Source organism: Bradyrhizobium sp. 199, assembly GCF_023073355.1.
Taxonomy (GTDB): domain Bacteria; phylum Pseudomonadota; class Alphaproteobacteria; order Rhizobiales; family Xanthobacteraceae; genus Bradyrhizobium.
The window spans coordinates 2,294,289-2,311,947 of the sequence record NZ_JADPJI010000005.1; the positions used below are offsets into that span (position 1 = coordinate 2,294,289).

A 17,659-nucleotide genomic window follows, 5' to 3' on the forward strand; every position below is an offset into this window, starting at 1 on the left:
CCCGCTCATTACGCCGCGTCGATCCAGATCCCCGGCAGCGAATGCTCGCGAATATAGCCGACCAGGAAGTCGGAAAAGACCCTGATCTTGGCGGGCAGCCTGACGCGGTTTTGATAGGCGATGTTCATGGTGAGCAGCGGCAGTTCCCAGCCCATCAGGACGGGCACCAGCCGGCCGGCTGCGATATCGGCTTGAACGATATAAAGCGGCTGGATCAGGATGCCGAGCCCTGCGCGCGCTGCGCCACAGATGATCTGGCCGTCATTGCTGTCGAGCGTCGGCGCAATCCGGACCGTCTGCGTCGTGCTGCCCTGGCTCAGACGCAACGAATAGGGATCGTTGGCGAGATTGTAGATCAGCATGTTGTGCCGGGCGAGATCGGCGGGATGCTCCGGGCGGGCGTGCTTCTCCAGGTAAGAGGGAGCCGCCGCGAGAACACGATGCATCTGGCCGATGCGGCGGACGATGATGTTGGAATCCGGCTCGTGCTCCCGTGTGCGGATTGCGACGTCGATGCCGGCTTCGATGAAGTCCAGATAGCGGTTGGCGCTGATGATCTGCACGCTGAGATCTGGATAGAGCGCGCGGAAGGCGGGCAGCATCGGCGCGAGATAGATCATCGCAAAGGACAGCGAGCTCGTCACGCGCAGCATGCCCTTCGGCGACAGCGCGCGGTCGGAGACCGCATCCTCGGCCTCGGCGAGTTCATTCAAAAGCGTGCTGCAACGCTGCAGCAGCTCCTGCCCGGCTTCGGTCAGCCATTGCCGGCGTGTGTTGCGCTCGATCAGCCGGACCGCAAGCCGCTCCTCCAGCGCGCTGAGGTGACGGCTCGCGGCCGCGTTCGACATCCGCAGGATTTCGGCAGCTTTGGACAGACTGCCGAGTTCGGCGGTTTTGGAGAAGACCTCGAGTTGGAGCAGCCGGTCCATTTTTGCTAAAAGAGGAAAAGAGACTTACAAATTTTGGCCTTTATTTCCGATTTCTGCAAGGCAAAATAAGCCCAACAAACGAGAATGGCAGGCGAGGAAATCAAGAAATGTCGGGCCCGATCAGGCACATCGTGATGTGGCGGCTGCGCGGCGAGACCCAGGAGGAGCGCGCCGCCGCCCGGGCCAAGGTCAAGACCCTATTCGAGGGCCTCAAGGGGCGGATCGACGGCCTTACCCATATCGAAGTCGGCCTCGACGTCAGCGCGGTCGATTACGCGTGCGACGTGGTCCTATTCTCCGAATTTACCGACCAGGCGGCGCTCAGCGCCTATGCCAACCATCCGGAACATCTGCGCGTACGCGAAGCCCTGGGTGACTTGCGGATCGGACGCTTCCAGGTCGATTATCCCATCAAAGAGACCGGCGCATGATCGGTTCGTTCACCTTTGAAAACCTGCCCTGCCGCGTCGTGTTCGGCAGCGGAACGCTTGCGTCGGCCAAAGCCGAGGTGGAACGGCTCGGCGGCACGCGCGCGCTGGTGCTGACCACGCCGCAGCAGGAAGCACAAGGCAAGAGCCTGGGGGCGGCGCTCGGCGCGCTCTATGCCGGACTGTTCTCTGAAGCCACCATGCATACGCCGGTCGACGTCACGGAGCGGGCGCTCGCAGCGATGAAGGCGTGGGATGCCGATTGCGTCGTCTCGCTCGGTGGCGGATCGACCACGGGCCTCGGCAAAGCGCTGGCGCTGCGCACCGGAATCAACCAGCTCTGCATTCCCACCACCTATGCCGGCTCGGAGATGACGCCGATCGTCGGCCAGACCGAGAACGGCCTCAAGACCACGGTGCGCGATGCGGCGATCCTGCCGGAGACCGTGATCTACGATGTCGATCTGACCCTGACGCTGCCGGCGAGTCTGGCCGCAACATCCGGCATCAACGCGATCGCGCATGCCGTGGAGGCGCTCTATGCGCGCGATGCCAATCCCGTCACTTCGCTGATGGCGGAAGAAGGCATCCGTGCGCTGGCACGCGCCCTGCCCGCGATCGCCGCCAAGGCCGACGACCGCGAGGCCCGCACCGAGGCGCTCTATGGCGCGTGGCTGTGCGGCGTCTGCCTCGGCACCGTCGGCATGGCGCTGCATCACAAGCTCTGCCACACGCTCGGCGGCACTTTCGACCTGCCGCATGCCGAGACACACACCATCGTGCTGCCGCACGCGCTTGCCTACAACGCACTGGCCGTGCCGGATGCCATGGCGCGCATCTCGCGCGCGATCGGCGCGGCCGATGCGTCGCATGGGCTTTTCGAACTTGCAAAACGGCTGGGCGCGAAGACCGCGCTACGCGACGTCGGCATGCCCGAGAACGGAATCGAGAAGGCGGCCGACCTCGCTGTCACCAACGCCTATTGGAATCCGCGGCCGCTAGACCGAAATGCCATCCGTGACCTGATCGCGCGCGCCTGGGCCGGCGAACCGCCGGGCGCGGTCGAACCAGCGGCTTGAAGCGATGCGGCGCAAGCTGATCAAATCCGCTGTCGTCATCAGCATGGATGACGCGATCGGCGATTTCAGCACCGGCGACGTGCTGGTCGAAGGCAATCGCATCGCCGACGTTCGGCCGTCGATCGAGCTCGGCAGCGGCGCGGCTGAAACCGAGATCGTCGACGGCAAGGGCCGCATTGTCATTCCCGGCCTCATCAACGCGCACATGCACACTTGGCAGACCGGTTTGCGTGGCTATGCCGCGAACTGGACGCTGCTGGAATATTTTCGCCGCATGCATGCCGGCCTTGCCACCGTGTTCCGGCCCGAGGACATCCATATCGCCACCCTCGTCGGCGCCCTGAACCAGATCAATTGCGGCACGACCACGCTGGTCGACTGGTGCCACAACAATCCGACACCTGATCATACCGACGCTGCCGTGCGCGGCCTGATCGCGAGCGGCATCCGCGCCGCCTTCTTTCACGGCTCCCCGAAGCCCGAGCCGAAGCCGGGCGAGCCGCATTTCTCCGAAGTGCCGCATCCGCGGCGCGAGGTCGAGCGGCTGCTCGCAGGCCCCCTCGCCGATCGCGGCGGCCTCGTCACGTTGGGGCTCGCCATTCTCGGCCCGCATTATTCGACGCTCGACGTCGCCATGCATGACTTCCGCATGGCGCGGGAGCTCAAGCTGATCGCATCGATGCATCAGGGCGGCGGCCCGGCCAAGACACCAGGCGGCTGGGAGAAGCTGATCGAGGCCGGCGATGTCGGCGCCGGCATCAACATCGTCCATGGCAACGACCTGCCTGATAATCTCCTCGACCGGATGATTGATCTCGGCGTGTCCTTCTCGGTGACGCCGGAGAACGAGATGATCCAGGGCCACGGCTTCCCAATTACTGGTCGGCTGCTCAAACGCGGCGTTCGCCCGACGATCGGCATCGACCTCGAATCCATCCTGGCCGGCGATCTTTTCTCCGCCGCCCGCATCGCGCTATCGATGCAGCGCTCGCTCGACAATGCGGAGTCGCGCAAAGTGAGTGGCGCCATTCCGGTAACCACCACGATCCCCGTCCGCGAGGCCCTGCGCTGGATCACCACGGAAGGCGCCCGCATGCTCGGCCGCGAGCACCAGATCGGATCGCTGACACCGGGCAAGCTCGCCGACCTCGTCGTCATCAACGCCTCCGATCTGAACCTCGTCCCGGTGCACGATCCCGTCGCAACCGTCTTGATGCAGACGAGCCTTGCCAATATCGAGGCCGTGATGATTGGCGGCGCCTGGAAGAAGCGGAAAGGCCGGCTGCTGGTCGAAGGGCTGGAGACGAAGAAGGAGCTGCTGGCGCAATCCGGCCGGCGGCTGGTGCAGGACATCGAACGACAGGGACGCGCCGCCTGAAGGCGCCAACGGACAACAACAATGACAGATGCTTCGAAAAACATCGCTTTCATCGGGATCGGCAAGATGGGCTTGCCGATGTCGGTGCTGATCGCCAAGGCCGGCTACGCCGTTACAGCATTCGATCAGAGCACGGCGCGGATCAGCGAGGCACGCTCGCAAGGCATTTCGGTCGCCGCGTCGCCGGCCGAGGCCGTGAGCGGCAAGGCCGCTGTCGTCACGTCCCTGCCCGATGACGCCGCCCTGCGCGGCGCCTTGCTGGGTCCGACCGGCTTCATCGCAGCGACGGCGCCCGGTGCCGTCTTGATCGAGACCAGCACCGTAAGCGTCGAGGCCTCCAACGAAGTTGCGGCCGCGGCACAGGCCCGCGGCATTGCCTATCTGCGTGCCCCGGTCTCCGGCAATGCCAGCATCGTTCATACCGGCGCGCTGACCTGCTTCGTCTCGGGCCCGAAGGACGCCTTCGAAAGCGCAAAGCCGCTGTTCGCCGCCTTCACCCGCGCCCAGACCTATCTCGGGCCGGCCGAGGAAGCCCGTTACGCAAAACTCTCGGTCAATCTGATGATCGCCGTCTCGGCGGCAATGATGGCCGAGAGCCTGGCGCTGGCGCGCAAGGGCGGCATTGCCTGGCCGGACATCCTGAAGGTGCTCGACGACAGCGCGGTGGCTTCGCCCATGGTGAAGTACAAGACGGCGCCGCTGCGCAACCGGGATTTCGAATCCACTTTCTCCTGCAAGCAGATGGCCAAGGATCTCGACCTTATCCTCGGCGCTGGGCATGCCGTCGGCGTGCCGCTGCAACTCGCAGCCCAGGTGCGCGAGATCTATGGCTCGCTGGTCGCACAAGGCGACGGCGACACCGATTTCATCGCGACGGTCAAACATCTCGAACGGCTGTCCGGGCTTGGCGAGCCCAAACTCTGATCGGCGGAGACACCGATGCGCAATTTCAACGAGAACACCATCACCGAGGCGGTGCTGGAGCGGATTGCAGGCGCGACCGATCCGCGGATCAAGCAGGTAAGCGAAGCGCTGGTGCGCCACCTGCACGCCTTCGTCCGCGAGGTGCGGCCGACCCAGAAGGAATGGGAATCCGGCATCGACTTCCTCACCCGCACGGGGCACATGTGCGACGACAAGCGCCAGGAATTCATCCTGCTGTCGGATACGCTCGGCGTTTCCATGCTGGTCGACGCAATCAACCATCCGGTGCCGGCAGGCGCGACCGAGACCACGGTGCTCGGGCCGTTCTTCGTCCAGGCCGCGCCGGAGAAGGACAACGGCGCCGACATCTCCGGCCCGATGGAGGGCGATCCAATGCTGGTCACCGGCTCGGTCTCGACCGTGGACGGCAAGCCACTGGCTGGCGCGGTCGTGGACGTCTGGCATTCCGACGATGACGGTTATTACGACGTGCAGCAGCTCGATGACATCGGCAATCTTGCGATGCGCGCGCGCTTTCACACTGACGCGAGCGGCCGTTTCCATTTCTGGTCGATCAAGCCGGCCGCCTACCCCGTCCCGCACGACGGCCCGGTCGGCCAGATGCTGGAGGCGCAGGGCCGCCATCGCTGGCGGCCCGCCCATGTGCATTTCATGATCTCGGCGCCCGGTTTCGAGCAGCTCGTGACGCATGTATTCGTCGCGGGCGACCAGTATCTCGACAGCGACGTGGTGTTCGGCGTCAAGGACAGCCTGATCCGGGAATTTGTGCGCTGCCCGCCCGGCCGTGCGCCGGATGGTCGCATGGTGGAGCAGGAGTATTTCCACCTCAACTACGATTTCGGCCTGAAGCAGCTCGCGAGCAGCGCAAGAGCCGCTTAGACTTACGCGGCGACGGACCAACAAGAGTCCGGCAACGGAAAGCAGACGGGAGCTGAGGATGGGACCGCGGGTCAGCACGGCAGCATTGGCCGATCGCCTTACAGGCTTAATCGGTCCGCGCGCGAGCGTTGCGCGCGGCGTGCTCGACCAGCATGGGCAGAGCGAGTCGCATTATCGCAATCTGCCGCCCGACATCGTCGTCTTCCCCGAGACGACACAGGAAGTCGCCGAGATCGTCAAGCTGTGCGCCGGCGCGAATATGCCCATCGTGCCGTTCGGCGCCGGCACCTCGCTCGAAGGCAATGCCGCGTCTGTCGCGGGCGGCGTCTGCCTCGACTTCGCCCGCATGAACAAGGTGCTGGCGCTGCACGACAGCGACATGGACGCCGTGGTGCAGCCCGGCATTACGCGCAAGCAGCTCAATGCGGAGCTGCGCAACACAGGGCTGTTCTTCCCGATCGACCCCGGCGCCGATGCCTCGATTGGCGGCATGACTTCGACGCGCGCCTCCGGCACCATGGCCGTGCGCTACGGCACCATGAAGGACAACGTCATGGCGCTCGAGGTGGTGCTGGCCGACGGCCGCATCATCCGCACCGCCAGACGCGCGCGCAAGTCGGCGGCCGGCTACGATCTGACACGCATGTTCGTCGGCGCCGAGGGCACGCTCGGGGTCATCACCGAGATCACGCTGAAGGTGCATCCCGTGCCGCAGGCGATCTCGGCCGCAGTCTGCAGCTTCGACACGCTGCACGACGCCGTGGACACCGCGATCTCCGTGATCCAGTCCGCCATTCCCGTGGCACGCATCGAGCTGCTCGACGATGTCATGATGCGTGGCATCAACGCCTACGCCAAGCTCGACTATCGCGAGGCCCCGACCCTGTTCTTCGAATTCCATGGCTCCGAGACCTCTGTCGCCGAGCAGGCCGAGGCCGCGCAGACGATCGCCGCCGACCATGGCGGTCACGGCTTTGCCTGGGCCAAGGCAGCGGAAGACCGCAGCCGGCTGTGGCACGCCCGCGACAACACGCTCTATGCCGGCCTCGGCCTGCGGCCCGGCGCACGGGCCGTGATCACCGACGTCTGTGTGCCGATCTCGCGCCTCGCGGAATGCCTGACCGAGACGCGGCACGATGCGGACGAGCACGGCTTTACCGCGCCGATCGTCGGCCATGTCGGCGACGGCAATTTTCACATGCTGATCCTGATTGATCCCGCTAAGCCCGAGGAGACCGAAGGCGCCAAGGCGCTGCAGGCCCGCATGGTCGCCCGCGCCATCGCCATGGACGGGACCTGCACCAGCGAGCACGGCATCGGGCTCGGCAAGATCGACTATCTCACCGACGAACTCGGCGAGGCAGTCGATGTGATGCGGTCGATCAAGACTGCGCTCGATCCGAGTGGCTTGATGAACCCTGGAAAGATCTTCGCGGGCGGAGCCACGGCATGAGTGAAAAGGCATGAGCGGCGCGCTTCCGATCGAGGTCACCTCGCCGACGCCGCTGCTGGAGCTGCGCGGCATCAGCAAGGAGTTTCCCGGCGTCAAGGCGCTGGACGATGTGTCCTTTGCCGTCTACCCCGGCGAAGTCCACATGCTGCTGGGCGAGAACGGCGCCGGCAAGTCGACCCTGATGAAGGTGCTGTGCGGCGCTTACAGCGCTGACGCGGGCGAGTTCTACCATGAGGGCAAGAGGGTCGCGATCTCCTCGACCGCAGATGCGCAGAAGCTCGGCATTGCCGTGATCTTCCAGGAATTCTCGCTCGTTCCCTATCTCGACATCACCCAGAACATCTTTCTCGGCCGCGAGCCCCGGGGGCGCATCCCCGGCACCATCGACCGCCGCAAGATCCTGGCCGATGCGAAGCGCGTGCTCGGCACGATCGGCTTCGACATCGATCATTCCACCATCGTCGACAAGCTCGGCGTCGCGCAGCAGCAGATGGTCGAGATCGCAAAAGCGATCAGCCAGAACGCGCGCATCCTTGTCATGGACGAGCCGACCGCCGCGTTGTCCGACCGCGAGACCGAGCTGCTGTTCGAACTGATCGCACGACTGAAGGCCGACGGCGTGTCGATCGTCTACATCTCTCACCGCATGGCCGAGGTGTTCGCGCTCGGCGATCGCATCACCGTGCTGCGCGACGGCCGCCGCATCGACGGCGTCCGTCCCGCCGACGTCACGCCGGACCAGCTCGTCCGCATGATGGTCGGCCGCAACATCGACATGACCTATCCGCGCCATTTCGCCGACAAGCCCGGCGAGCTGCTGCTGGAGGTCAAGGGCCTGAGTTCCTCGACCGGCATCTCCGACATCAACATCGAGGTGCGCCGGGGCGAGATCGTCGGCCTGTGCGGCCTGGTCGGCTCCGGCCGCAGCGAGGTCGCGCGCGCGATCTTCGGCGCCGATCCCGTGACATCGGGCGAGATCATCTTCGACGGCAAGACCATTTCGGGCGAGCCTGACCTCGCCGCCCGTCGCGGCATCGCGCTGATCCCGGAAAGCCGCAAGAGCGAGGGCCTCGCGCTGCTGCGCTCGGTGAGCGACAATCTCGTGGTGTCGGCTCTGCGAAAGCTTTTCCCGAGCGGCCTGTTCGACCAGCGCGCTGCGCAACGCACTTCTGACGGCCTGATCCGGCAGCTCAGGATCGCAACACCGAGCGTACGCCAGACCGTCGGCCTGCTTTCCGGCGGCAACCAGCAGAAGGTCGTGATCGGCAAATGGCTGGCGGCCGGCTCAAAGCTGTTCATCTTCGACGAGCCGACCAGGGGCATCGACATCGGTGCCAAGTCCGAGATTTTTGCCCTGATCGACCGTCTCGTCGCGGAAGGCGCCGCGGCGCTGATGATCTCGTCCGAGCAGATCGAGATCTGCCATGTCTGCGACCGCGCCTATGTGATGCGCGAGGGGCGCATCGCCGGGCACCTGACACGCCACGAACTGACCGAGGAGAACATCGTGCGACTGGGGATGCACCATGCGTGAGGCCGCGGCCGTCTCGACGCCCAACCCGCTGCAACGCATTCCCGGCGTTGCGATGGTGCTGGTGCTCCTGATCGCGCTGTTCAGCGTGATCGCGCCCGGCTTCCTGTCGGCCGCCAACCTCTCCAATGTGCTGGTGCAGTCGACCATCCTGACCATGCTCGCCTTGCCGATGACGCTGATCATCATGACCGAGGGATTGGACCTGTCGATGGGCGCAGTGCTGACGCTGACCTCACTCTGCGTCGCCGTCGTGTCGCTCGCGACCAAATCGATGCTGCTGGGTCTGGGTGCCGGCCTGCTGGTCGGCACGGCGTTCGGCGTCGCCAACGGGTGGCTGGTCGCCATCGTGGGCATCCCGCCCTTCGTCGCGACGCTCGGCACGCTCGGCATGGCGCAGGGCCTGTCGCTGATCGTCAGCGACGGCCAGAGCGTGGTGGGTATTCCCCACAGCGTGCGCGACATCTACTCTGCGACGCTTCTCGGTGTGCCCGTGCCGATCGTGATGGCGCTGGTGACGTATGCGGCATTCCACGGGCTGCTTTATCACACCCGTTTCGGCACCTACATCTTCGCGCTCGGTGGCAATCGCGAGGCGCTGCGCTATGCCGGCCTCTCTCCAAACAAGCTGCTGATCGCCGTCTATGCGATCGGCGGCGCCATGGCCGGCATCGCCGGCCTGCTGATGACCGCGCGGATGAATTCCGGTCACCCCACCGCCGGCCTCGGGCTTGAGTTCGACGCGATCGCGGCCGTCGCCGTCGGCGGCACCTCGTTCGAGCGCGGCAATGGCTGGCTGCTCGGCACCCTGCTCGGTGTCCTCTCGGTCGGCGTCCTGCGCAACGGGCTGAACCTGATCTCGCTGCCGTCCTCGGTGCAGGTCGCAAGCGTCGGCGTGCTCGTCATCGTCGCCCTGTTCCTCGACGGCCTCCGGAGCCGCGCATGACCGACATCACCAAGGACGCCATCGCGCCGCCCCGCTCCTTCCTGTCGCAGGACGCGATCCAGGTGTTCTATCGCCTGCTGGCGGCGTTTCTGATTTGCGCGGCGCTCGCCGTGCTCAGCGATTCCTTCCTGAGCCTTGGCAACATCCTCAACGTGCTGCGGCAGGCGAGCCTGACCTTCTTCATCGCTTCCGGTCTGACGCTGGTGGTGCTGACCGCCGGCCTCGATCTCTCCGTCGGCGCGAATGTCGCGCTGTCCGCCTGCATCGCCGGCACCGTGATCCACAAGACCGGCTCGCCAGCGCTCGGCATCCTCACCGGGCTTGCCTGCGGCGGCATCGTTGGCCTCCTCAACGGCATCATGGTCACGGCGCTCCGCATCCCCTCCTTCATCGCCACCTACGGCATGCTCTGGGTGCTGAACGGCCTAGCCTATTGGTACATGGCGGGCGAGACCCTGCACGGCTTCCCCGCCGGCTTCCGCCAGATCGGCAGCGGCTATCTGTTCGGCCTGCCGATCCCGGTTTATCTGCTGCTGGTGTTCCTCGGGATTGGAACATTCTTCGCGCAACGAACGATCTGGGGTCAGGAGATCTATGCCATCGGCGCCAATCCGGTCGCCGCGCGCCTCTCCGGCATTCCGGTCGCGCGGCGCCTGCTGCTGGTCTATGCCGTCTCGGGAACGATGGCGGGACTTGCCTCGATCATCTTCCTGTCGCGGCTCAATTCGGCGGAGGCCGACATCGGCGAGAGCCTGACGCTGCCGGCGATCGCGGCCGTGCTGATCGGCGGCACCTCGCTGTTCGGCGGGGTCGGCACCGTGTTCGGCACGTTCATCGGCGCGCTGATCCTGACGCTGGTGCTGAACGGCATGAACCTGCTGTCGGTCAGCGCCAACTGGCAGCCGCTCGTCACCGGCGTCATCGTCATTCTCGCGGTCTGGCTCGACATGAAGACCCGTCGCCGCGCGCAATGAGCACTTAGAGTTCCGACAAGCAAACGAGGGATGGAGGCAACATGAAACAGAAACTGGGCTATCTGGCGCTGCCGCTGCTGATCGCGGCTGGGTTCACCACTGGCGCACATGCTGACGGCGAGACCATCGCCGTCTTCACCAAGAACCAGACCAACCCGTTCTTCCAGACGGTGCGGGTCGGGGCCGACAGCATGGCCAAAACCCTGAACGCGAAGACGCTGCAATATATCCCGACCAAGCCGGATTCGATTCCCGAGCAGCTCAGCCAGATCGAGGACGTCGTGGTGAAGAAGCCGAGCGCGATCGTGTTCACGCCGGTCGATTACAAGGCGATGGTGCCTGGTGTCGAGAAGATCAATGAGGCCAGGATCCCGGTCGTCAACATCACCGACCGCTCCGCGGGCGGCAAGTTCCTGTCCTTCGTCGGCGCCGACGATTACAGCCTTGGCCTGGAGACCGCGCGCTTCCTGCTCAAGACGCTCGGCGGCAAGGGCAACATCGTCATAATCGAGGGCGTCAAGGGCTCGCTGACCAATGTCGACCGCGTCCGCGGCTTCAACGACGCGCTCAAGGAAGCGCCTGGCGCCAAGCTGCTCGCCTCGCAGCCCGGCAACTATCAGCGGCTGCAGGCGCTCCAGGTGATGGAGAATTTGATGCAGTCCAATTCGCAGATCGACGGCGTGCTCGCCGCCAACGATGCCATGGCGGTCGGCGCGATCGAGGCGCTCGACGGCGCCAACCGCAAGGCGCAGGTGATCGGCATCAACGGCACCAAGGAGGCGATCGACGCGATCAAATCCGGCAAGCTGCTGGCCAGCGGCGACTACAACGGGTTTGCCCAAGGCTGCCTCGGCACCATGATGGCGATCCGCGCCTTGCGCAATCAGCCTGTTATCAACGAGATCGTGCTGAAGCCGACCGTGATCACCAAGGACAATTACCAGCCGTTCGACGTGCCGCTGGAGCAGCGGACCTGCCCGACGTTCGAGGATGCCGGCAAGCTCAGCGCCAAGTAAGCTGACCGCCACGACAAGCCCGGACGGCCACGCCTGCGGCCGTCCCGAGACTGAGCCAAGAAACGGAGACATCATGCTGTTCGCCATTCACGCCGTCGATCGCGCCGGCGCGCTGCCGAGCCGGCTGGCCAATTACGATGCCCACAAGGCGTTCCTGAGCGACACCTCGCCCTTCGGCGTCCAGATCGTGATGTCGGGGCCGCTCGTCTCCGACGATGGTCAAACCATGATCGGCAGCCTGTTCCTGATCGAGGCGCCCGGTCGCAATGACGTCGAGGCCTTCAATCGCGCCGATCCCTTTGCCGCGGCGGGCATCTGGGAAAAGGTGACGATCACGGGCTTCCTGCGCCGGCAGGGTTGAGGCCGGCCACATCAAAGCGCGAAAACAACCCCATGCACAGTAGGATGGGGTTGTTTTCATTCACGAATTTCCAACGCGAATCTCACCCTTCAGCTGCTCGCCGCGGGCGCCACCTCTTCAAGATGACAGGCCACCCACTGCTCGGCTCCAGCGGCGCGAAGCACCGGCTCCTCGACCCGGCAGCGATCGAACACGAGCGGACAGCGGGTATGGAAGCGGCAACCGCGCGGCGGATTGATCGGGCTCGGCACGTCGCCCTTGAGGATGATGGGATTGCGCCGGGCGCCGGGCTCGGGCAGCGGCACCGCCGACAGCAACGCCCTGGTGTAGGGATGCCTTGGCGCGGCAAAGATCTCGCGGCGCGGGGCAACCTCGACGATCTTGCCGAGATACATCACGGCGACGCGGTGGGTCATGTGCTCGACGATCGCGAGATCGTGGCTGATGAACAACAGCGCAAGTCCGAACTCGCGCTGGAGATCCTGCAGCAAATTGACGATCTGCGCCTTGACCGAAACATCCAGCGCCGAAACCGCTTCGTCGCAGACGATTAGTTCGGGCTCGGCCGCGAGCGCGCGTGCAATGCCGATGCGCTGCCGTTGGCCGCCGGAGAATTCGTGCGGCCGGCGGTTCAGCGCCTCGCGCGGCAGGCGCACGGTATCCATCAGTGACGTGACGCGGACCTCGAGGTCTTCCGCCGATTTGGCGAGGCCGAAATTGCGGATCGGCTCGGCCACGATGTCGCGCACGCGCATGCGCGGATTGAGGCTCGAGAACGGATCCTGGAACACCACCTGCACGCGGCGGCGCATCTGCCGCATCGCGCTCGGCGCGGCGTCGTCGATGCGCTGGCCGTCGAGGATCACCTGCCCCGCGGTGATGTCGAACAGCCGCAATATGGCGCGGCCGACCGTCGACTTGCCGCAACCGGATTCGCCGACCAGCGACAGCGTCTCGCCGCGCGCGATCTCGAAAGAGACGCCGTCTACCGCATAGACCCATTCGGATCTGCGGCTGAACAGGCCCTTTTTGACCGGGAAGTGCTTTTTGAGGTCGTTGACCTGCAGCAGCGGAGGACTCATGCCGCGACGGCTCCCTTGGCCGCATAGTGGCAGGCGGCGAGGTGACGAGGCCCCTTTTCTTCGAGCCCCGGCGCATATTGCCGGCACAGATCGGTCGCGAGCGCACAGCGGCCCGCGAAGACGCAGCCGCTGATGGGGTTGCGCAGGTCAGGCACCTGCCCGGGAATCTCGGCAAGCCGTCGTGCCGCGCCTGTTAGCGAGGAGCCGAGCCGTGGTACCGCGCCGAGCAGGCCTTGTGTGTAGGGATGACGCGGCGAACGGAACAGCTCGGCCACAGGCGCCTCCTCGACCTTGCGGCCGGCATACATCACCATGACCCGTTCTGCGATCTCGGCGACGACGCCGAGATCGTGGGTGATGAGAATGATGGCCGCGCCAACCCGGCTCTTCAGATCCAGCATCAGCTTGAGGATCTGCGCCTGGATCGTCACGTCGAGCGCGGTGGTCGGCTCATCCGCAATCAGAAGCTTCGGATTGCAGGCGAGCGCGATCGCGATCATGACGCGCTGACGCATGCCGCCGGAGAGCTGGTGAGGATATTCGCGCACGCGGCGCTTCGGCTCGGGAATGCCGACCAGCGTCAGCATCTCCACCGCGTGCGCTTCGGCGGCCTGCTTGTCGAGGCCCTGATGGATCATCAGGGTCTCGCGGATCTGGCGGCCGACGGTGAGCACCGGGTTCAGGCTCGTCATCGGCTCCTGGAAGATCATCGAGATGTCGTTGCCGCGGATGGCGCGCATCTCGCGATCGGAGAGCTGCAAAAGGTCCCTGCCCGCAAAGCGGATGCTGCCGGCGATCCTGCCCGGCGGCTCCGGGATCAGCCGCATCAGCGACATCGAAGTCACCGATTTGCCGCAACCGGACTCGCCGACGATGGCGAGCGTTTCGCCCTCGTTGACATGGAAGGACACGCCGTCGACCGCGCGGTTGATGCCGCCAGGGGTGCGGAAGTGGGTCTGGAGGTTTTCGACTTCGAGCAGCGCCATCGCGGATCAGCCTCGCGCCATCAGAGGCTCTTGGCCATGCGCGGATCGAGCGCATCGCGAAGGCCGTCGCCGAGCAGGTTCACGGCAAGAACCGTGACGGAGAGGAACGCCGCCGGAAAGAACACGATGTAGGGCTTCACCTGCCACAGCGCGCGGCCCTCGGCCATGATGTTGCCCCAGGATGGGATGGTCGGCGGCGTGCCGGCCCCGATGAAGGACAGGATCGCCTCCGTGATCATGGCGCTGGCGCAGATATAAGTCGCCTGCACCAGCATCGGCGCCACGGTGTTGGGCAGGATGTGGCGCAGGATGATCATCGGCGTGCGCGTGCCGCAGGCCACGGCCGCGTCCACATAGGGCTGCTCGCGCAGCGACAGCACCACGCTGCGGACGAGGCGCGAGACGCGCGGGATCTCGGCAACGGTGATGGCGAGGATGACGTTGCCGACGCTGCCGCGCGTCAAGGCCATCAGCGCGATCGCGAGCAGGATCGGCGGGATCGACATCAAGCCGTCCATGAAGCGCATCAGGATGCCGTCGGCCCAGCGGATGAAGCCGGAGACCATGCCGATGGCAAGGCCGGCCGCGGATGCGAAGATCGCCACTGACAGGCCGACCGTGAGCGAGACGCGGGCGCCATAGAGCACGCGCGAATAGATGTCGCGGCCGAGCACGTCGGTACCAAACCAGAAAATTGCCGACGGCGCGCGGGTGCGCTTGGCCGGCGCCAGCGCGGTCGGATCGACCGTTCCAAGATACGGCGCGAAGATCGCGATCAGGACCAGCGTGAGCAGCAGCGCGCCGCCGATCGCAACGGTGGGATGACCGCGCAAGAATCCGATGAAGCCGCGCCGGATCGCGACCGGCCGCAAGATTTCGGGCAGTTGCGGCGCGAGGACCAGGCCGGCCGGGAGCGCTTGCGGATTGACGGTCGTGTCGGTCAATAGCGGATCCTCGGGTCAACGAGCGTGTAGATGACGTCGATCATCAGATTGACGAGGACGTAGACGAAGCTGAACAGCAGCACGATGCCCTGGATCACGGGATAATCGCGGCGCAGGATCGCATCGATCGTGAGCCGGCCGAGGCCGGGGATCGCGAACACGCTTTCGGTCACCACCGCGCCGCCGATCAGGAGCGCGATGCCGATGCCGATCACGGTCACGATCGGCACGGCCGCGTTCTTCAGCGCGTGAATGAACAGGATGCCGCCCTGCCCGAGGCCCTTGGCCTTGGCCGTGCGGATATAGTCCTGCTGCAACACTTCCAGCATTGAGGCGCGGGTGATGCGCGCGACCAGCGCGATATAGACGCAGCCGAGCGCGATTGACGGCAGGATCAAATTCTCCAGCCACGGCCAGAAGCCTTGCGTGAGCGGCGTATAACCCTGCACCGGGAGCCATTCCAGCTCGAGCGCGAAGATATAGGCGAGCATGTAGCCGACCACGAAGACGGGCAGCGAGAAGCCGAACACGGCAAAGCCCATGATGATGCGGTCGATCAGGCTGCCGGCCTTCCACGCCGCCACGACGCCGAGCGGCACCGCCACCACGATCGTAAGCAGCAGCGTGACGATCATCAGCGACAGCGTCGGCCCTAAGCGCTGTCCAATCATCGCCGAGACCGGCAGATTGGTGAAGATCGAGGTGCCGAGATCGCCGTGCAGGATGCGCCAGACCCAGCTGCCGAACTGGACCAGGAACGGACGGTCGAGACCGAGGCTCTGGCGGATGCGCTCCACATCCTCCGGGCTCGCCTGGTCGCCCGCGATCACCACGGCCGGATCACCCGGCGCGATGTAGAGCAGGCTGAACACGAACAGCGCGACGATCGCCATCACCGGCAAGGTCGCGACGATGCGGCGGAGGATGTAAGAGAGCATCTGGCCTCAGCGCACGATCATGCCGACTTCGACACGCCCCAGAAGAACGGCAGCGGCCCCTTGGTAATGCCGGAGACGTTCTTGCGCCATGCTGTGTAGGTCAGGAAGAAGCCGGTCGGCGCGTAGACGACATCCTCGATCGCCGCCTTGTTGACCCGCCCGATCGCCGCTTTCTCCTCGTCGACACTCTTGGCGTCGAACCAGCCCGTGATCTCCTTCTCGGTGTTCGGGCTGCTCGGCCAGCCGAACCAGGCCTTGTCGCCATTGGCGCGGATGGCGGTGTAGGCGGCCGGCGTGATGCAATCGGCGCCGGCATGCCAGCTATGGAACATGTTCCAGCCGCCCTGGCCCGGCGGCGTCTTTGCGGCGCGACGGGAGCCCACCGTGCCCCAATCGGTGGCGACGAAGTCGACATTCATGCCGAGCCTCTTCAGGAGGTCCGCGGTGACGTCGCCTTGCGCCTTCGTGATCGGCTGATCCTGCGCAACCAGGCACGTCACCGGCTGGCCGGAATAGCCGCTCTCGGCTAACAGCTTCTTGGCGGCGTCGAAGTCGCGCTTGCCCTTCAGGATCTCGCCGCCCATTTCGTTGTAAACAGGTGTGTCGGGCGTGAAGAAGCCGGGCAAAGACTTCCACAATGCGTCGTCGTCGCCGACGATGGCGCGCATATAGTCTTCCTGGCTGAGCGCCATCAGCACCGCGCGCCGCGCCCGCACGTCGTTGAACGGCGCGAACAAATGGTTCATGCGGAACGAGCCGATATTGCCGAGGGGATCGCCGATATCGACGCTGATGTTCTTGTTCTTCTTCAGCACGGGCACGAGATCGGCGATCGGGTTCTCCCACCAGTCGACCTCGCCGTTCTGCAATGCTGCCGCCGCGGTCGCGGGGTCCGGCATCACGATCCACTCGACGCGATCGACCATGATCTGCTTGCCGCCGGCCAGCCAGGATGCCTTCTCCTGCCGCGGCACGTAGTCGGTGAACTTCTCGAACACCGACTTGGCGCCGGGGACCCATTCGCTCTTGGCGAACTTCATCGGGCCCGAGCCGACATATTCGGTGATCTGCTTGAACGGATCGGTCTTGGCGATGCGCTCGGGCATGATGAAGGAGCACGGCGCGTTGTTCTTGGCCAGCGCATAGAGCATTTTCGGGAAGGGCTGCTTCAAAACCCATTTGAAGGTGCGGTCGTCGACAGCGGTCAATTCCTGCTGGATCGCAATGATCATCAGCCCCATCGGATCGCGTGCCGCCCAGCGCGACAGGCTGGCAACGATGTCCTTGGCCAGCACCGGCTCGCCGTCGTGGAACTTGAGGCCCGGGCGCAGCTTGAACGTCCAGATCTTGCCGTCGTCAGAGGTCTCCTCGGACTCGATCATCTGCCGCTGCGGCTGCAGTTGCGCGTCGATGCCGTAGAGCGTGTCCCAGACCAGCGCGGCGGCATTGCGCACGACATATTGAGTGCCCCAGATCGGATCGAAATTGGCGAGGTTGGCTTGCGGCACGAAGCGGAGCGTGCGGGCTGATGCCCCTTGCGCGATGGCGGGAGCCGAGAGGCCGGTCAATGCCAGACCGCCCGCGCCCGCCAGTCCCTTCAATACGGTCCTGCGATCCATGAAGTCCTCCCAGTAATGCCAGTGATGCCGGCCATCATTGGCCAAGGGCACGTGAAACCAGAGCCCATTGGCTTGCAAATGGTATGCCACTAACCAGGCCTTCGCCAGTGGGATCTCACCTCCATTTGGACCCGCCCAGCCCCTCAAAGAGCCGCCGCAACACCACGTTGA

The 17,659-nt window shown here is 65.1% G+C and carries 17 protein-coding genes; 11 read left to right on the forward strand and 6 right to left on the reverse strand.

Features of this window, described 5'->3' with window-relative positions; all coding sequences use genetic code 11:
• Window positions 1-8: 8 nt before the first annotated feature.
• Window positions 9-929, reverse strand: coding sequence for a LysR family transcriptional regulator (locus IVB28_RS19685; RefSeq protein WP_247528278.1), 921 nt, complete (start codon window positions 927-929; stop codon window positions 9-11).
• 107 nt (window positions 930-1,036) lie between these two features.
• On the opposite strand from IVB28_RS19685, the gene IVB28_RS19690 reads away from it, so the two are divergent.
• The 11 genes from IVB28_RS19690 to IVB28_RS19740 all read left to right on the forward strand — a co-directional run bounded on the left by IVB28_RS19690 (window position 1,037) and on the right by IVB28_RS19740 (window position 11,919).
• Entirely contained in the window at window positions 1,037-1,360 is a 324-nt protein-coding gene (locus IVB28_RS19690; protein WP_247528279.1) for a Dabb family protein, read from the forward strand.
• A complete protein-coding gene (locus tag IVB28_RS19695; protein WP_247528281.1) occupies window positions 1,357-2,436 on the forward strand; it encodes a maleylacetate reductase in 1,080 nt (359 codons plus the stop codon). Before IVB28_RS19690 ends, IVB28_RS19695 begins: the two co-directional genes overlap by 4 nt.
• Before the next feature lie 4 nt (window positions 2,437-2,440).
• Window positions 2,441-3,814: an amidohydrolase family protein gene (locus IVB28_RS19700; RefSeq protein WP_247528283.1), complete on the forward strand. Its 1,374-nt coding sequence runs from the start codon at window positions 2,441-2,443 to the stop codon at window positions 3,812-3,814.
• 21 nt (window positions 3,815-3,835) lie between these two features.
• Window positions 3,836-4,738 (forward strand): NAD(P)-dependent oxidoreductase, encoded by a 903-nt coding sequence (locus tag IVB28_RS19705; RefSeq protein ID WP_247528285.1) that lies wholly within the window; start codon window positions 3,836-3,838, stop codon window positions 4,736-4,738.
• A 15-nt stretch (window positions 4,739-4,753) separates the two neighbouring features.
• The gene (locus IVB28_RS19710; protein WP_247528288.1) at window positions 4,754-5,638 is read left to right on the forward strand and encodes an intradiol ring-cleavage dioxygenase; all 885 of its coding nucleotides are present in this window, start codon (window positions 4,754-4,756) and stop codon (window positions 5,636-5,638) included.
• 58 nt (window positions 5,639-5,696) lie between these two features.
• Window positions 5,697-7,091: an FAD-linked oxidase C-terminal domain-containing protein gene (locus IVB28_RS19715; protein ID WP_247528289.1), complete on the forward strand. Its 1,395-nt coding sequence runs from the start codon at window positions 5,697-5,699 to the stop codon at window positions 7,089-7,091.
• Window positions 7,092-7,101: 10 nt separating this feature from the next.
• On the forward strand, window positions 7,102-8,625 hold the full coding sequence (locus IVB28_RS19720) for a sugar ABC transporter ATP-binding protein (protein WP_247528290.1): 1,524 nt from the start codon (window positions 7,102-7,104) through the stop codon (window positions 8,623-8,625).
• Complete coding sequence (locus tag IVB28_RS19725) at window positions 8,618-9,568, forward strand: ABC transporter permease (RefSeq protein WP_247528291.1); 951 nt, start codon at window positions 8,618-8,620, stop codon at window positions 9,566-9,568. The genes IVB28_RS19720 and IVB28_RS19725 overlap by 8 nt, the downstream gene beginning before the upstream one ends.
• On the forward strand, window positions 9,565-10,542 hold the full coding sequence (locus IVB28_RS19730) for an ABC transporter permease (protein WP_247528292.1): 978 nt from the start codon (window positions 9,565-9,567) through the stop codon (window positions 10,540-10,542). The genes IVB28_RS19725 and IVB28_RS19730 overlap by 4 nt, the downstream gene beginning before the upstream one ends.
• A 41-nt stretch (window positions 10,543-10,583) precedes the next feature.
• Window positions 10,584-11,558, forward strand: a complete 975-nt coding sequence (locus IVB28_RS19735; protein ID WP_247528293.1) for a sugar ABC transporter substrate-binding protein — start codon at window positions 10,584-10,586, stop codon at window positions 11,556-11,558.
• A 73-nt stretch (window positions 11,559-11,631) separates the two neighbouring features.
• Window positions 11,632-11,919 carry a YciI family protein gene (locus IVB28_RS19740; RefSeq protein WP_247528294.1) on the forward strand — a complete coding sequence of 96 codons (288 nt, stop codon included), beginning with the start codon at window positions 11,632-11,634 and terminating at the stop codon, window positions 11,917-11,919.
• 89 nt (window positions 11,920-12,008) lie between these two features.
• Here IVB28_RS19740 and IVB28_RS19745 read toward each other — a convergent pair whose 3' ends face one another.
• Genes IVB28_RS19745 through IVB28_RS19765 form a run of 5 tightly spaced genes read right to left on the reverse strand, consistent with a single transcriptional unit; the run spans window position 12,009 to window position 17,488 of the window.
• A complete protein-coding gene (locus tag IVB28_RS19745) occupies window positions 12,009-13,001 on the reverse strand; it encodes an oligopeptide/dipeptide ABC transporter ATP-binding protein (RefSeq protein ID WP_247528295.1) in 993 nt (330 codons plus the stop codon).
• Window positions 12,998-13,987: an ABC transporter ATP-binding protein gene (locus IVB28_RS19750; RefSeq protein WP_247528296.1), complete on the reverse strand. Its 990-nt coding sequence runs from the start codon at window positions 13,985-13,987 to the stop codon at window positions 12,998-13,000. Before IVB28_RS19750 ends, IVB28_RS19745 begins: the two co-directional genes overlap by 4 nt.
• Before the next feature lie 20 nt (window positions 13,988-14,007).
• Window positions 14,008-14,931, reverse strand: a complete 924-nt coding sequence (locus tag IVB28_RS19755) for an ABC transporter permease (protein ID WP_247528297.1) — start codon at window positions 14,929-14,931, stop codon at window positions 14,008-14,010.
• A complete protein-coding gene (locus tag IVB28_RS19760) occupies window positions 14,928-15,869 on the reverse strand; it encodes an ABC transporter permease (RefSeq protein WP_247528298.1) in 942 nt (313 codons plus the stop codon). Before IVB28_RS19760 ends, IVB28_RS19755 begins: the two co-directional genes overlap by 4 nt.
• A 17-nt stretch (window positions 15,870-15,886) precedes the next feature.
• The gene (locus tag IVB28_RS19765; RefSeq protein ID WP_247528299.1) at window positions 15,887-17,488 is read right to left on the reverse strand and encodes an ABC transporter substrate-binding protein; all 1,602 of its coding nucleotides are present in this window, start codon (window positions 17,486-17,488) and stop codon (window positions 15,887-15,889) included.
• Between the last annotated feature and the right edge of the window lie 171 nt (window positions 17,489-17,659).

What these genes read in the sequence shown, in the direction of transcription:
- IVB28_RS19685 (WP_247528278.1), bottom strand. Translation starts at nt 929, where the DNA reads ATGGACCGGCTGCTCCAACTCGAGGTCTTCTCCAAAACCGCCGAACTC.
- IVB28_RS19690 (WP_247528279.1), top strand. Translation starts at nt 1,037, where the DNA reads ATGTCGGGCCCGATCAGGCACATCGTGATGTGGCGGCTGCGCGGCGAG.
- IVB28_RS19695 (WP_247528281.1), top strand. Translation starts at nt 1,357, where the DNA reads ATGATCGGTTCGTTCACCTTTGAAAACCTGCCCTGCCGCGTCGTGTTC.
- IVB28_RS19700 (WP_247528283.1), top strand. Translation starts at nt 2,441, where the DNA reads ATGCGGCGCAAGCTGATCAAATCCGCTGTCGTCATCAGCATGGATGAC.
- IVB28_RS19705 (WP_247528285.1), top strand. Translation starts at nt 3,836, where the DNA reads ATGACAGATGCTTCGAAAAACATCGCTTTCATCGGGATCGGCAAGATG.
- IVB28_RS19710 (WP_247528288.1), top strand. Translation starts at nt 4,754, where the DNA reads ATGCGCAATTTCAACGAGAACACCATCACCGAGGCGGTGCTGGAGCGG.
- IVB28_RS19715 (WP_247528289.1), top strand. Translation starts at nt 5,697, where the DNA reads ATGGGACCGCGGGTCAGCACGGCAGCATTGGCCGATCGCCTTACAGGC.
- IVB28_RS19720 (WP_247528290.1), top strand. Translation starts at nt 7,102, where the DNA reads ATGAGCGGCGCGCTTCCGATCGAGGTCACCTCGCCGACGCCGCTGCTG.
- IVB28_RS19725 (WP_247528291.1), top strand. Translation starts at nt 8,618, where the DNA reads ATGCGTGAGGCCGCGGCCGTCTCGACGCCCAACCCGCTGCAACGCATT.
- IVB28_RS19730 (WP_247528292.1), top strand. Translation starts at nt 9,565, where the DNA reads ATGACCGACATCACCAAGGACGCCATCGCGCCGCCCCGCTCCTTCCTG.
- IVB28_RS19735 (WP_247528293.1), top strand. Translation starts at nt 10,584, where the DNA reads ATGAAACAGAAACTGGGCTATCTGGCGCTGCCGCTGCTGATCGCGGCT.
- IVB28_RS19740 (WP_247528294.1), top strand. Translation starts at nt 11,632, where the DNA reads ATGCTGTTCGCCATTCACGCCGTCGATCGCGCCGGCGCGCTGCCGAGC.
- IVB28_RS19745 (WP_247528295.1), bottom strand. Translation starts at nt 13,001, where the DNA reads ATGAGTCCTCCGCTGCTGCAGGTCAACGACCTCAAAAAGCACTTCCCG.
- IVB28_RS19750 (WP_247528296.1), bottom strand. Translation starts at nt 13,987, where the DNA reads ATGGCGCTGCTCGAAGTCGAAAACCTCCAGACCCACTTCCGCACCCCT.
- IVB28_RS19760 (WP_247528298.1), bottom strand. Translation starts at nt 15,869, where the DNA reads ATGCTCTCTTACATCCTCCGCCGCATCGTCGCGACCTTGCCGGTGATG.
- IVB28_RS19765 (WP_247528299.1), bottom strand. Translation starts at nt 17,488, where the DNA reads ATGGATCGCAGGACCGTATTGAAGGGACTGGCGGGCGCGGGCGGTCTG.